The following is a 12,375-nucleotide window of genomic DNA, read 5'->3' as shown; positions in this document are numbered from 1 at the left end:
AAGTAGTATATTGCCGACCTAATAACAACGGGAGGCAAGAATGGCTGAGCATAAATGGCACGAGGAATTCGAAGCACTGCGCAAGATCGTTCTCTCCACGCATTTGGCCGAGGAGACGAAATGGGGATGCGCGTGCTTTACCTACAATGACCAGAACGTGGTCCTGATCCACGGTTTCAAGGAATACTGCGCGCTTCTGTTCTTCAAGGGCTCCCTGATGCAGGATCCGGAAAACATCCTGGTGCAGCAGACTGCCAACGTTCAAGCAGGGCGCCAGCTCCGCTTCACCGGCCTCGCCGACATCAAGCGGCAGGCAAAAATCATCAAGGCCTACGTCGAAGAAGCGATCGAGCTGGAAAAGTCGGGCGCCAAGGTCGAATTCCGCAAGACCGAAGACTTCCCGATGGCCGACGAATTCCTGCAAAAGCTCGACGAGCATCCAGCACTGGCGGAAGCCTTCTACGGCCTGACGCCGGGCCGCCAGCGCGGCTACCTGCTGCACTTCTCCTCCGCCAAGCAATCCAAGACCCGCCAGTCGCGCGTCGAGAAATGCATGCCGCAGATCCTGGCCGGCAAAGGCCTGGACGACTAGAGTTTGCGGCGGGCGAAACGCAAGGCCTTCGGCATCTCATGCTCCTGCCGCTCCGCCAGCAAGCCCTCCAGGAACGACAGTTCGGCCGCATGCCTGGGCAAGTGATCCTGCAGGGTGCGCAGCAGGTCGCGTGCAACACGGCCGTCGTTCAGCTTGCCCAGCAATTCCTGCGCGTCGGACAGTACCTGCGCGCGTGCATTCATGTTGAAGAACTCGCGCATATAGCGCTCCTTCTTCACTGCGATGCGCAGCCGGTGCAAGCAGCTGGGCTGCGCTGCGTCAAGCCGGCGGATGCGCTTCCTGACCCGCTCGCGCGCCTGCCGCAGCAAGGACCGCGCCACCTTGCGCGCATCCTTGTCCCAAGGCTGTATGCGAGCCGGATCACGCCACAGGCGTTCCCCGCTCCATAGTGCCAGTTCGTCCATGAGCGCCTTGCAGCGTGCACCATGCAGCAAATGCTGGATGTGGGCGCGCTGCTTCGCAGCCAGCTCGCGCGCCATCGCCTCCACCGGTTCGGACGAACCGCCAAGGCTGGGCAAGGTCGACTCAAGGAAGACGTCCCAGTTGCGCGCCCGGCCCAGCTCAACGCCAAACCAGCGCAGTTTGCCAGCGGTCCCCTCCGGCAAAGGATCCCAGGACTTTGCCGCCGACAGGAGCGCGCGCAATCGCCGGACGCCGACCCGCATCTGGTGCAGGCTTTCGACGTCCCCCGCCAGCACGCCCGGCAAGTTGCCACGGACCTGCGCCAGGCAATTCCGGGTGATTGCCTCGAACGCCTCGCCAAACCGCGCAGTGCGCCGGATATTGACCGGTGCTGCAGCCACGGCATGGGCAAACAGGTTCGGATGCGATTCCATTGCGCCAGTATAGGCCTGCCGCAGGATGATAAGATTTCGATATGACCGTCCGCATTGAACCAAGCTGGAAAGCCCAACTGGAAGAAGAATTCGCGCAGCCTTACTGGCAATCGCTAACCAGTTTCGTACGTACCGAATACGCCGAGCGCCAATGCTTCCCCGCCGGCCGCAATATTTTCCGCGCATTCGACCTGACGCCGTTCGACGACGTGAAAGTGGTGATCCTCGGCCAGGACCCTTACCACACGCCCGGCGCCGCCATGGGCTTCTGCTTCTCCGTCCCCGACGGCAATCGCCCGCAACCGAGCCTGCAGAACATCTTCCAGGAACTGCAAACCGACCTGGGTGTGGCGCGCCAGCGCACCGACTTGTCCGACTGGGCTGGCCAAGGCGTGTTTCTCTTGAACTGCGTGCTGACAGTGCGCGCCCGCGAAGCAGGCTCGCACGCCGGCAAGGGCTGGGAAAATTTCACCGACAGCGCCATCAAGCGCCTGTCGGCCGGCCGCGACGGCCTGGTCTTCATCCTGTGGGGCAGCTATGCCATCGCCAAGCGCGCCCTGATCGACCCGCGCAAGCACCTGGTCATCACCTCGCCCCACCCTTCGCCCTTCTCAGCGCATAAGGGTTTCTTCGGCAGCCGCCCCTTCTCGCGCGCCAACGCTTACCTGGCGCAGCAAGGCAAAGACCCCATCAACTGGGCTTGAGAGCAGCAAGCAGCGCTTGCACGACGACCGCCTGCTGCGCCTCCCGGCTGATCGCCGCCTCGCCATCGAGCAACTGGTGGCCGTAATGTCCAAACTGCGAATGGTTGCCGCCCTTGATTTCCACCCAGCGCGTTTGCGCCGGCAGCAGCGGCTTGTTATGCATCACGTCGCCGATGCGCGCCACGCCATCGTTGGACGCAAAGACCTTCGTAACGGGAAAAGGCAGTTTGGAGAGATCCTCCTGCTTGGGATGGGTGGTGCCAACCAGGACCAACGCGGCCGGGAGCGCCGGCTCCTGGTAGGCCAGCCGGGCCGCCAGCGCGGCGCCCAGCGAATGGCCGGAGATAGTCCAGCGCCGGACATCGGCATGGGCCGCCATGGCCCGATGCGCCCTCGCCAAAGCCTCATCCTTGCTGCTGTCGAGCGGGGCGAAGCGCAACGGCAGCTTGATGATCACAACGGGATAGCCGGCATCGGCAACCTGGCGCAGCATCGGGACATAGGCCTCCGCCGCGACGCCCGAGCCGCAAAAGAATAGCAATCCAGACGTGGCGCCCGAAGCGCGCGGCGGGAGGCTAAGGGATTCTTCGGCATCGACGCTGCCGCGCAGCAGCGCCGGATCGACGCCGCGCGTCCGGAACGAGTTGGCCAGCCAGCCCGTCGAAACCAGGGCCCAGGCCAGGAACAGCAGGCGGACAGTCCTGCGCTTCAATGCGTGGTGTGCTTGCCGTAGCAGAGGGTGTAGAGCTGGGTGCGCAGGTCGCTGAATTCTTCATCAAGCTGAAGATCGCTGATCGAGCCGGCGCCGCCGAAATAATGCAGGATCTCGCCCTTGGCGGCCGAGCAATCGAAGGCGCTCAGCGTGCGGGCGCGGTGCAGCAGGCGGGCCCAATCTTCCTGGTGGCCCTGCGTCAGCTTCACTTCCATGCGCTGCACGATGGCAGACAGTTGCTCTCGTTCGTTCATAGGTCATTCTCCGTAAGTTAATCGGTTGAATCCACCTTTTGAGCTTCTGGTCTTGCCTGCAGACCGGGCCCTTGTGGGGCAGGTCGCGCATGCGTAAGCATACCCTGTTTCCGGCTGCTATGATCCTTTATCTGTAAACGGAGACAAGCCTGATGAAGTTCGACCTCGAAAAACTCAACCAACTCACTCACAACAACCTGACCGGCCACCTTGGCGTGCGCGTCACCGGCGCCGCGGAAGGCGAATTGCAGGCGGAAATCGACATCGTCCAGCACCACCTTGCGCCGAACGGCTACCTGCATGCCGGCACGGTCGTCACCCTGGCCGACACAGCCTGCGGCTTCGGCTGCATCGCCAACCTGCCGGAAGGCGCCCAGAATTTCACCACGATCGAACTGAAGTCGAACCACCTCGGCACCGCGCGCGAAGGTACGATCGCCGTCTCCGCCCGCATGGTGCACGGCGGCCGCACCACGCAGGTGTGGGATGCAACGGTGACCAACAAGGCGACCGGCAAAGCCATCGCCCTGTTCCGCTGCACGCAGATGATCCTCTACCCCAAAGCGTGATGTGACAATTCGAGAGAATGGCCCGGCTGGCGCTGCCTAAACTGAAATCTCACGGACCAAAACCCAGGGAGGCAGTCATGGCATGGATTCCGGCCAAATACAGCGATGTCAGGGCGCAAATGAAAGCTGGCGATGTCATTGCGTTTTCCGGCAAGGGCGATTTTTCGGAAGTGATCAAGTGGGCGACGAGGGCGCCCGTTTCGCACGTGGGCGTCATCCTGCAGACCAAGCTGCTGATCGACCAGGATGAACAACCCGGGATGTTCAACCAGGTGATCGAATCCACGACGCTGAATGGCTTTTCCGGCGTTTCCATCAGCCGGCTCAGCGACCGGGTCGAAACCTATGACGGCGAGATCTGGTGGCTTCCCATCGAAAAAGGATTGTGGGACAAGATGAACAAGAAGGCCTTTTACGACTTCCTCATCCACCAGAACCACAAGCCCTACGACATGCCGCAGGCGATCAAATCCGCCCTCGATGCCTTCGACAGCATCCCGGTTGCGGAAAAGCTCACGCATAACAAGGAAGACTTCGCGCGCTTCTTCTGCTCCGAGCTGGTCACCGGCAGCCTGGAGGCAGCCGGCGCGATTTCCTCCATCAATGCATCGGAAGTGACGCCGATCGACCTGTGCTCATTCCGCCTGTATGAGAGCGACTATTACCAGCTGAAAGGCGGGAAGAAGGAGATCCGGGCCTACAACTCGCTGGACCCCAGCGGCTGGGGCGAGTAATTCAACCCTTCAGGGCTTTTTCGAGCAGCGCGTGGAGGGCCGGGAATTCCGGCTTGCCCACATAGCGCTTGATGATGTTGCCGTCCTTGTCGATGACGAAGGTCGTCGGCGTCATGGAGACGTCGCCATAGGCCTTGGCGGCGTCGCCGGTCACGTCCAGCGCCACTTTAAAAGGCAGTTGGCGGGTTTCGGTGAAGTTGACCACGTAGTTGGGCGCGTCGTACTTCATCGCCACGGCGACGAATTCCAGGCCTTGGCCCTTGTACTTGTTGTACGTTTCGACCATTTCGGGCATCTCGGCCACGCAGGTGGTGCACGAGGTGGCCCAGAAATTCACCATCACCACTTTGCCTTTCAGGCTCTCGGGCGTGATCTTTTCCCCTTTGATGCCGAGGAAGGTCACCGCAGGCGCGGATTGGCGCTTGTTCAGCGACTGGTATGTCGTGAAGCCGATGCCGGCAATGACGGCAAGCGCAATTGCCGGTTTAACCCATGCCCTGGAGCCCGTACTCATGATATGTCTTTAGCCTTGGGAAGCCTGCTGGGACGGCTGGTACTGCTTGACGTCTTCATCGGTGATGTACTCGAACACTTTAACGACCTTGGTCACGCCGGCCACGCCGCGCGCGATGTCGGCCGCCTGCGCGCCTTCACGCTGGGTCACGCGGCCCATCAGGAACACGGCGCCCTTCTCGGTGACGACCTTGAAGGAATTGGCCGAGATATCCTTGGCATCGGCCAGGCTCAGTTTGACCTTGGAGGTGATCAGCGCATCGTTGGAACGCGAGGTGTAGCTGGAGGAGAAGCCTACTTCCAGTTCATTGGTCACGTTCTGCACGCCGTCGATGGCGCGCACTTCGCGCTCCACCTTGGCCTTGGTCTCGTCGTCAGGCACTTCGCCGGTCAGCAGCACGCGGCGGTTAAAGCTGTTCACGTTGACGTGGGCGCTCTTGCCGGCGATGTTAGGCATCTTCACCTCGGCCTTGACCACGATCGACTTGTCCTCGGTCTGCGCGCCCAGTGTGCGGCGATCCGACGCCGCCAGGGTGCCGGCAACCGCGCCGCCGACCAGGATCGGGGCGCAAGCGGACAGGGTGGTGCTCGCCAGGACCGCGGCCATCACGGCCAGCGAAAGTGGACGGGCTTTATTCATTTACATCTCCTCCGAACAGTGCAACGTCGATGCCGTCGCACATGCAGTGAATGGTCAACAGGTGGATTTCCTGGATACGGGCGGTGCGATCGGCCGGTACGCAGATATGCACGTCGGCATCGGTCAGCATCTTGCCGATCGCGCCGCCGCCCTTGCCGGTCAGTGCCACTACGCGCATCTCGCGTTCCAGCGCCGCTTCGATTGCCGCCATCACGTTGGCCGAATTGCCCGATGTGGAAATCGCCAGCAGGATGTCGCCAGCCTGGCCATACGCCTGCACCTGCTTGGAAAAGATCTCGCGGTAGCTGTAGTCGTTGGCCACTGCGGTCAGGATCGAGGTGTCGGTTGCCAGCGAAATTGCCGGCAGCGGGAAGCGTTCACGCTCGAAACGGCCCACCAGTTCCGCGGCGAAGTGCTGGGCGTCAGCCGCCGAGCCGCCATTGCCGCAGGCCAGGATCTTGTTGCCGTTCGAGAGGGCAGAGAACATCAGTTCCACCGCCTGCGCGATAGGCTGCGCCAGGACGGTTGCGGACTGGATCTTGAGTTCGGCACTTTCGTGGAAGTGCGAGAGGATGCGTTGATTGGTCATAGTGTGCGTAATTATAGTGCAGTGGCTTGGCGGGCCTCACAAGCGCTGTTAAAAATGCTTACATTTGATCAATGATAGCGTTGCGCAGCCAACTAATGCGTTCCCCGTCGATGGCCACCACGTCGATGCGGCATGGTGGCATTTTGGCAAAACGCAGCAGGTAAAACTTGGCGGCACGCAGCACGCGGCGCTGCTTTGCGGGAGAAATACTGGCGGCGGCGCCGCCAAAATGGGGGCTATTGCGCTCCCGGACTTCGACAAACACCAGGTGCTCGCCATCGCGCATGACCAGGTCCAGCTCCCCCGTCTTGCACAGGAAATTGCGCTCCACCAGCGTCAGCCCCTGCTGCTGCAGGAAAGCCAGGGCGCGCTCTTCGCCGCCCCGGCCGATTTCCTGCAGTTCGGTGCGGGGCACGCGTTTTCCTTACTGGGCGACCGGTACCGGCACGCCGTTGTGGTACTCGGCCGGCACCTCGAGCCGCTCGAACCAGGACGGCCCGTTGCCGAAATCGATGGTCAGCTGGCCGGTCACGCCATCAAGCTGGAAGCGGCGCTGCGGCTGGATCGCAATTTCGCGGGCGATGCGGAAGGCATCGATCCCCAGCGCATACACGCGCTCCATGTCGGCGCTGATGCGCGCCTCGTCGCGCGGCACCGGCTGAGGATAGGTCATCACCGCTGGATGGTCGCGCTGCACCAGCCATGGCAGGTCGAGCAGCCGCACGCCGTCCAGTTCAGGACCGGCGCGGTACATGGTGCGGCCAGGATTCAGGGAAGAAGTGCCATACAAGGGGAGCTCGCCCAGCGGCGGCGCCGACAACGCGATCTTGAGCTGGCGCAGCTGGTCCGGGTCCAGCGCCGCGAACAGCACGCCGGCCGGCTCGCTTTGCAGGCGGCCGCGCAAGGCCACCAGTTCCGAGTCTTGCAGGTAGCCGTTGAGTGGAGTCAGGTCAACGTTGCGCGGGCGCAGGCCCAGGCGCTGCAATTGCGCGCTCATGGCGCCGGCAATGCGCTTCTGCCAGGATGAGTTGCCGGAAATGACCAGCGCCCTGGCGGAAGGATTTTCGCGCGCGCCCCACTCGGCCACCTGGCGTGCCTCATCCTCGATGGACAGGCCGATCGTCAGCATTTGCGGCGGAACCTGGGGATCGCCGCGCAACTCGGGGTGGTTCAGCGCGATGGTCGGCTTTTCCACCAGCGGGCCGGCAGCAATGGCGGTCACGGCGGAACGGGCCAGCGGGCCGACCACCATATCGTTCTTTTCCTGGGCCGTGACGTAAGCAGACAGCACTTCCTGCGGCGAATCGCCGGTTTCCACAACATTGACTTCAAAGCCGTGGCTGTCGCGCTCCAGCGCCGCCATGAAACCGGCGCGCAAGGCATCGGCAGCACGGCCCAGGGACTCCGAGCGCAGCGGCAGCAGCAGGGCAATGCGGTAAGCGCGCTTGCCATCGGCATTTTCTGCCGGCCGAGGGACGACCTGCATGAAGCTCGGCGGCCGCGCCGCATCTTCCGGCGACGGCACGGCGAAGGTTTCGACCACGACCTCCGGTTCAGGCGGCGGCGCCGGCGGTTTTGGCCGCGGCGCCTTGGCAACGGCAGGCGGCGCACTTGTCACCGAAGTGATTGGCGCGCACAATCCCCCGGGCGCGTCGCACGGCGTGCTACAAGCGCTGGCCAGCATGGCCGTGGCAACGCCAAGTATCAGCGTTTTGATATTTTTAGACAGCATCCTTCCCCCAATGACAGCACAAGATTCCAGCTCTCTCGCCAGTTTACCAATCCTCGGCGAGACCGCCCACCAAAATTATCCTACGGCAACTTTATACGTGGTGGCCACACCAATTGGCAACGTGACTGACATTAGCCTGCGTGCTTTACATGTGCTGTCGCTGGTCGACGCTGTTGCGTGTGAAGATACGCGCAACACGGCCCAGCTGATGAATCGCTTCGGCCTGCACAAGCCCTTGATTGCAGCTCATATGCACAACGAGCGTCAAGCGGCCGAAGGCCTGATCGGCCGCCTGCAGGCTGGCGAACGCATTGCCCTGGTGTCCGACGCCGGCACGCCCGCCGTTTCCGACCCCGGCGCCCGCATCGTGGACGCCGTGCGCGCCGCCGGCCTGCGCGTGATTCCTTTGCCGGGCGCCTCGGCCGCCGTGGCTGCGTTGTCGGCCAGCGGCCTGGTCAACGACCAATTCCACTTTGTTGGCTTTTTGCCATCGAAGGCCAAGCAGCGCGAGACCGTGCTGCAAGGGCTGGTGTCCGCGCCGGCGACGCTGGTGTTCTACGAAGCCCCGCACCGGATTGTCGAGTGTGCCCAGGCGCTGTGCGACGCCTTCGGCGCCGAGCGCCAGGTCGTCTTCGCCCGCGAAGTCACCAAGCTGTTCGAGCAGATCCACCGCTGCCCGCTGGGCGAAGCGGTCAGCTGGCTGAAAACCGACGCCAACCATGAAAAAGGGGAATTCGTGGTCCTGGTCGAAGGCGCCCCGCCAGCCGAAGAAGGCCACGACGCCGAAACCGACCGCATCCTGGCAATCCTGCTCGCCGAGTTGCCGGTTAAACAAGCAGCCGCCCTCGCCGCCCAGATCACCGGCAAAAAGAAGAACGCCCTCTACGACCGCGCGCTCGAGCTCAAGCAGTAAAAATAAATGGGGTACGTCCCCATTGATTTTTACCATTTGCAGCCGCTGTCTTTCTTATCCATCATCAGGTAGAGCGGGGCGAGCAGGCCGCCGGGGATGCCGTCCTTGCAATTGGGCCGGGCGGCGTTCTGGATTTGCCGGGCCAGCTTCTCGTCCCGGGTTTCGCGCATCTTGAGCGGGGCACTTTCCAGCTCGCCTGCGATGTCGCGCGCGGCGGCTTTCGCGGTTTCGCGGTCGAAGTGCGGCGCTGCCCCCGGCTCGGCGGGACTCAGCACCAGCGTGGATGTGCGGGCTGGCTGGATTGCCAGCTCGGATTCTTCCTTGACAGCGTTCTTGCGCGGCTCTGCACGACGCGGCTGGCGGCGCGGCTCTGCACGACGCGGCTGGCGGCGCGGCTCGGCGGCTGCAACGCGCTCCGGTTTGCTCTGCGCCTCCGGCTTCGGTTCCGGTGGCTCAGGTGGCGCAACTATCCTTACTTCCACCTTCGTCAGCCAGGTGCGGGAGTCAGCCACATTGCGCGGTTCGGGCAGCCGCACAAAGATCACCGCTGCCAGGTGCAGTAGCAAAGAAATAACGATACCGGCCACTATACGCCATCTCGGCGTTCGATAAGGCATCAAAATTCTCCAACTTTTAAATCTGGGGGTTGACGGCCCCCTGCCCAGCTTGTATTATCTTGCTTCTTCGGAGTGTAGCGCAGCCCGGTAGCGCATCTGCTTTGGGAGCAGAGGGTCCAAGGTTCGAATCCTTGTACTCCGACCAAGTTTCAGAAAAAAGACCTGCATTCGTGCAGGTCTTTTTTTTTTCTGCATTAGGATCAGAGCCATGTACACCTGCCCTTGCTGCGGATACGCCACCTTCGCCGGCGCGCCCGGCTCACTTGCAGCGTGCCCTGTCTGCGACTGGCACGACGACCTGCCGCAACTCTACTCCCCCTTCCTGGCAAGCGGCGCAAATGTGTACAGCCTGGCTGAAGCTCAAGTGCGATACGTGCAGTTCGGCGGCGCCACGACAGGCGCTGAACATGTTCGCGATCCGCACTGGTTCCCGTTGTGGCAGCAAAAGACCGATATCCCGGATGGACCGGCGCCGGAAAGCGCTACGACTTACGACTTGTACTACTGGCTGCGCACCCCGCGCGCTTCCGTGCCCGAGCAACCAGTCGGCCTGCGCCGCGTGCGCAACCGCATCATTGAATACCTGGAACTGGCCAGCTCTTTCGACGCACAACGCCAACTGCAAGCTTCCGCGCCGGCCATGTCGGCGGCGGACGAAGTCTTGAATCAATGGGAGGATTGGGTAACGCCAGACTGGAAGACGCATTTCACTGAACCGGTCTTCTCGGCGGAGGAGCGCAACGGCATCGCGCAGTTCGCGCGCACGTGGAGTGATATCGCGGCTGGAGCGCCGCATCCCCTGCCGCGGCTTGAAGCCTTGTTCGCAACGCCCAACTGGCAAGCGCTGCAGCGCGCAGCGGCCGCACTGCGGGAAGTGTTCCTGCAACGCGGCCGTTCGGATGAAAGCTGACCTATCTTCCCGGCAATTTCGCATAAGCTGCCTCGCAAGCAGCCTCGAGTACCTTCCGGCTTTGCTTGATCTCGGCGGCAACCTTGGCATTTGCTTCCTGCGGGGACACTGCGGCATGCGCAGGTGCGATGCCGGCGCCAAAAGCCATGCAGAGACCCCAAATCTTCAAGAGCCTGGCCATGCGCCTTACCCTGCGCGCTTGGCGGCAATGGCATTGCCCGCGCGGCTGGCGGCCTTGCGGCCCAGGAAGCTGGAGATGAACTGGCCGGCGTCGACCACCTTGTCCAGGTCCACGCCGGTCTCGATGCCGAGCCCATTCATCATGTAGATCACGTCCTCGGTGGCGACGTTGCCGGTAGCGCCCTTGGCATAGGGGCAGCCGCCCAGGCCGGATACGGAGGAGTGGAAAATCTCGATCCCCAGTTCCATCGAGGCGTAGATGTTCGCCAGCGCCTGGCCGTAGGTATCGTGGAAGTGGCCGGCCAGCGATTCGGCGCGGAACTCCTTGATCGCGCGCTCCATCACCGCCAGGGTCTTGCGCGGAGTCGACACGCCGATAGTGTCGGCAATATCGATCTCGTCGCAACCCAGGTCGCGCATGCGGCCCACAACATAGGCCACGGAATCCAGCGGCACCTCGCCCTGGTATGGGCAGCCAAACGCCGTGCTGACCGAGGCGCGCAGGCGCAGGCCGGCATCCTTGGCCGCTTTGGCGACCGGTACGAAGCGTTCGATCGATTCTGCGATCGAGCAGTTGATGTTCTTCTGCGAGAATGCTTCAGACGCTGCGCCGAAAATCACGACTTCATTGGTGCCCGCCGCCAGCGCGGCTTCAAAGCCCTGCATATTCGGCGTCAGCGCGGAGTAGATCACGCCCGGCTTGCGGGTGATGCCCGCCATGACTTCTTTCGAAGTCGCCATCTGCGGCACCCACTTCGGCGACACGAAGGATGCCGCTTCGATATTCGGGAAGCCTGCTTCCGTCAGGCGGTTCACCAGCTCGATCTTCACCTCGGCCGGGACGTCGCCCTTTTCATTCTGCAGCCCGTCGCGCGGGCCCACTTCAACAATCTTGACCTTCTTTGGCAAACTCATTTCAGTATCCCTTTGTGCGATTGATGACATCGGCGACCTCTTCGCCGCGTGCGTGCTGGCGCATCTTGCCGGCCATCTGCTCCACGCTTTCGCGGCGCAACGTCAGCGCGGAAATATGCGGCGTGATCGTAATGCGCGGCTCCTGCCAGAACGGATGCTGCGCCGGCAGCGGCTCGTTGCGGAACACGTCCAGCATGGCGCCCGCGATATGGCCGGACTTGATCAGCGATAGCAGGTCCGGTTCGGAAATATGCGCACCGCGCCCAACGTTGATGAGGTAGGCGCCCTGCGGCAGCTTCATCATGTTCGCGCGGTTGAGGATGTGGGTGGTCTCTTCCGTCAGCGGCAGCATGCACACCACCACGCGCGACGAGCCGAGGAAAGCGTCCAGCCCCTCATCGCCATGGAAGGATTCAACGCCAGCCAGCGATTTTGGCGACCGGCTCCAGGCGCGCAACGGAAACTCGAATGGACGCAAAGCCTCGATCACGCGCGATCCGAGCGCGCCAACGCCCATCACGCCCACCGAAAAATCGGCCTTGTCACGCGCTTCAAGTTGCAGCCAGGCGCCGGCGCGGGCCTGTGCCTCGTATTCGTCGAGCCGGCGGAAATAACGCAGCACGGCGTGCGTGACGTACTCCGCCATCTGGATGCCCATGCCCGCGTCATTCAGGCGCACGATCGGAATGTGCGGCGGAATCGCGTGCGAGTACTTCATGATCGCGTCAGCACCTGCGCCAGTCAGGAAAATCGCCTTCACGCGCGCCAGGTCGGCCAGCATGGATTGCGGCGGCGTCCACAGCACTGCGTAGTCACAGGCTGGAAGCTCGCCGATGCCTTCGCGCCATACGACCACTTCGGCCTCCGGCATGAATTCGGCGAAATCCTTGATCCACGGCGCGGTATTGCCATCCGCGCGATAAAGCAGGATGCGCATGCGCCTC

17 protein-coding genes and 1 tRNA gene are annotated in these 12,375 nt (G+C 62.6%); 7 read left to right on the top strand and 11 right to left on the bottom strand.

What is annotated here, in order from left to right; translation table 11 throughout:
- Nucleotides 1-40: 40 nt before the first annotated feature.
- Nucleotides 41-592, top strand: coding sequence for a YdeI/OmpD-associated family protein (locus ACN9MY_RS01365; protein ID WP_426320024.1), 552 nt, complete (start codon nucleotides 41-43; stop codon nucleotides 590-592).
- On the opposite strand, the gene ACN9MY_RS01360 is transcribed toward ACN9MY_RS01365, so the two are convergent.
- The gene (locus ACN9MY_RS01360; RefSeq protein ID WP_426336741.1) at nucleotides 589-1,449 is read right to left on the bottom strand and encodes a CHAD domain-containing protein; all 861 of its coding nucleotides are present in this window, start codon (nucleotides 1,447-1,449) and stop codon (nucleotides 589-591) included. The genes ACN9MY_RS01365 and ACN9MY_RS01360 overlap by 4 nt on opposite strands.
- Before the next feature lie 41 nt (nucleotides 1,450-1,490).
- Between ACN9MY_RS01360 and ACN9MY_RS01355 the strand changes: the two genes are divergently transcribed.
- Nucleotides 1,491-2,153, top strand: coding sequence for a uracil-DNA glycosylase (locus ACN9MY_RS01355; protein WP_426166779.1), 663 nt, complete (start codon nucleotides 1,491-1,493; stop codon nucleotides 2,151-2,153).
- Here the strand turns inward: ACN9MY_RS01355 and ACN9MY_RS01350 are convergent.
- Nucleotides 2,140-2,865, bottom strand: coding sequence for an alpha/beta hydrolase (locus ACN9MY_RS01350; RefSeq protein WP_426166777.1), 726 nt, complete (start codon nucleotides 2,863-2,865; stop codon nucleotides 2,140-2,142). The two genes, ACN9MY_RS01355 and ACN9MY_RS01350, sit on opposite strands and share 14 nt — an antisense overlap.
- A complete protein-coding gene (locus ACN9MY_RS01345) occupies nucleotides 2,862-3,119 on the bottom strand; it encodes a DUF6966 domain-containing protein (protein WP_426320020.1) in 258 nt (85 codons plus the stop codon). The genes ACN9MY_RS01350 and ACN9MY_RS01345 overlap by 4 nt, the downstream gene beginning before the upstream one ends.
- A gap of 152 nt (nucleotides 3,120-3,271) precedes the next feature.
- Between ACN9MY_RS01345 and ACN9MY_RS01340 the strand changes: the two genes are divergently transcribed.
- A complete protein-coding gene (locus ACN9MY_RS01340) occupies nucleotides 3,272-3,688 on the top strand; it encodes a PaaI family thioesterase (protein ID WP_426320018.1) in 417 nt (138 codons plus the stop codon).
- A gap of 77 nt (nucleotides 3,689-3,765) precedes the next feature.
- Nucleotides 3,766-4,422 (top strand): hypothetical protein, encoded by a 657-nt coding sequence (locus ACN9MY_RS01335; RefSeq protein WP_426320016.1) that lies wholly within the window; start codon nucleotides 3,766-3,768, stop codon nucleotides 4,420-4,422.
- Between the two features lies 1 nt (nucleotide 4,423).
- Here ACN9MY_RS01335 and ACN9MY_RS01330 read toward each other — a convergent pair whose 3' ends face one another.
- Genes ACN9MY_RS01330 through ACN9MY_RS01310 form a run of 5 tightly spaced genes read right to left on the bottom strand, consistent with a single transcriptional unit; the run spans nucleotide 4,424 to nucleotide 7,896 of the window.
- The gene (locus tag ACN9MY_RS01330) at nucleotides 4,424-4,936 is read right to left on the bottom strand and encodes a TlpA disulfide reductase family protein (RefSeq protein WP_426166769.1); all 513 of its coding nucleotides are present in this window, start codon (nucleotides 4,934-4,936) and stop codon (nucleotides 4,424-4,426) included.
- Nucleotides 4,937-4,945: 9 nt separating this feature from the next.
- Nucleotides 4,946-5,575, bottom strand: a complete 630-nt coding sequence (locus ACN9MY_RS01325) for a BON domain-containing protein (RefSeq protein WP_426320014.1) — start codon at nucleotides 5,573-5,575, stop codon at nucleotides 4,946-4,948.
- Nucleotides 5,568-6,164: a phosphoheptose isomerase gene (locus ACN9MY_RS01320; protein WP_426166765.1), complete on the bottom strand. Its 597-nt coding sequence runs from the start codon at nucleotides 6,162-6,164 to the stop codon at nucleotides 5,568-5,570. Before ACN9MY_RS01320 ends, ACN9MY_RS01325 begins: the two co-directional genes overlap by 8 nt.
- A gap of 58 nt (nucleotides 6,165-6,222) precedes the next feature.
- Nucleotides 6,223-6,579, bottom strand: a complete 357-nt coding sequence (locus tag ACN9MY_RS01315; protein WP_426320012.1) for a YraN family protein — start codon at nucleotides 6,577-6,579, stop codon at nucleotides 6,223-6,225.
- A 9-nt stretch (nucleotides 6,580-6,588) separates the two neighbouring features.
- Nucleotides 6,589-7,896: a penicillin-binding protein activator gene (locus ACN9MY_RS01310; protein WP_426166761.1), complete on the bottom strand. Its 1,308-nt coding sequence runs from the start codon at nucleotides 7,894-7,896 to the stop codon at nucleotides 6,589-6,591.
- A gap of 10 nt (nucleotides 7,897-7,906) precedes the next feature.
- On the opposite strand from ACN9MY_RS01310, the gene rsmI reads away from it, so the two are divergent.
- Nucleotides 7,907-8,809, top strand: a complete 903-nt coding sequence (gene rsmI, locus ACN9MY_RS01305; RefSeq protein ID WP_426166759.1) for a 16S rRNA (cytidine(1402)-2'-O)-methyltransferase — start codon at nucleotides 7,907-7,909, stop codon at nucleotides 8,807-8,809.
- 29 nt (nucleotides 8,810-8,838) lie between these two features.
- Here the strand turns inward: rsmI and ACN9MY_RS01300 are convergent, their stop codons facing one another.
- The gene (locus ACN9MY_RS01300; protein ID WP_426336740.1) at nucleotides 8,839-9,426 is read right to left on the bottom strand and encodes a hypothetical protein; all 588 of its coding nucleotides are present in this window, start codon (nucleotides 9,424-9,426) and stop codon (nucleotides 8,839-8,841) included.
- A gap of 68 nt (nucleotides 9,427-9,494) precedes the next feature.
- Here ACN9MY_RS01300 and ACN9MY_RS01295 point away from each other — a divergent pair.
- Together ACN9MY_RS01295 and ACN9MY_RS01290 are read left to right on the top strand one after the other, a co-directional pair.
- Nucleotides 9,495-9,571 (top strand) — tRNA-Pro (locus ACN9MY_RS01295).
- Between the two features lie 63 nt (nucleotides 9,572-9,634).
- Nucleotides 9,635-10,336, top strand: coding sequence for a CPCC family cysteine-rich protein (locus ACN9MY_RS01290; RefSeq protein ID WP_426166755.1), 702 nt, complete (start codon nucleotides 9,635-9,637; stop codon nucleotides 10,334-10,336).
- 186 nt (nucleotides 10,337-10,522) lie between these two features.
- Here the strand turns inward: ACN9MY_RS01290 and ACN9MY_RS01285 are convergent, their stop codons facing one another.
- Both ACN9MY_RS01285 and ACN9MY_RS01280 read right to left on the bottom strand, forming a co-directional pair.
- The gene (locus tag ACN9MY_RS01285; protein WP_426166753.1) at nucleotides 10,523-11,431 is read right to left on the bottom strand and encodes a hydroxymethylglutaryl-CoA lyase; all 909 of its coding nucleotides are present in this window, start codon (nucleotides 11,429-11,431) and stop codon (nucleotides 10,523-10,525) included.
- A 1-nt stretch (nucleotide 11,432) separates the two neighbouring features.
- Nucleotides 11,433-12,368, bottom strand: coding sequence for a 2-hydroxyacid dehydrogenase (locus ACN9MY_RS01280; protein WP_426166751.1), 936 nt, complete (start codon nucleotides 12,366-12,368; stop codon nucleotides 11,433-11,435).
- Between the last annotated feature and the right edge of the window lie 7 nt (nucleotides 12,369-12,375).

This window comes from Pseudoduganella sp. R-31, assembly GCF_049913235.1.
Classification (GTDB): Bacteria; Pseudomonadota; Gammaproteobacteria; order Burkholderiales; family Burkholderiaceae_D; genus Rugamonas.
The sequence above is the reverse complement of the archived record's forward strand: the minus strand, read 5'-3'. Positions and strand labels throughout refer to the sequence as shown.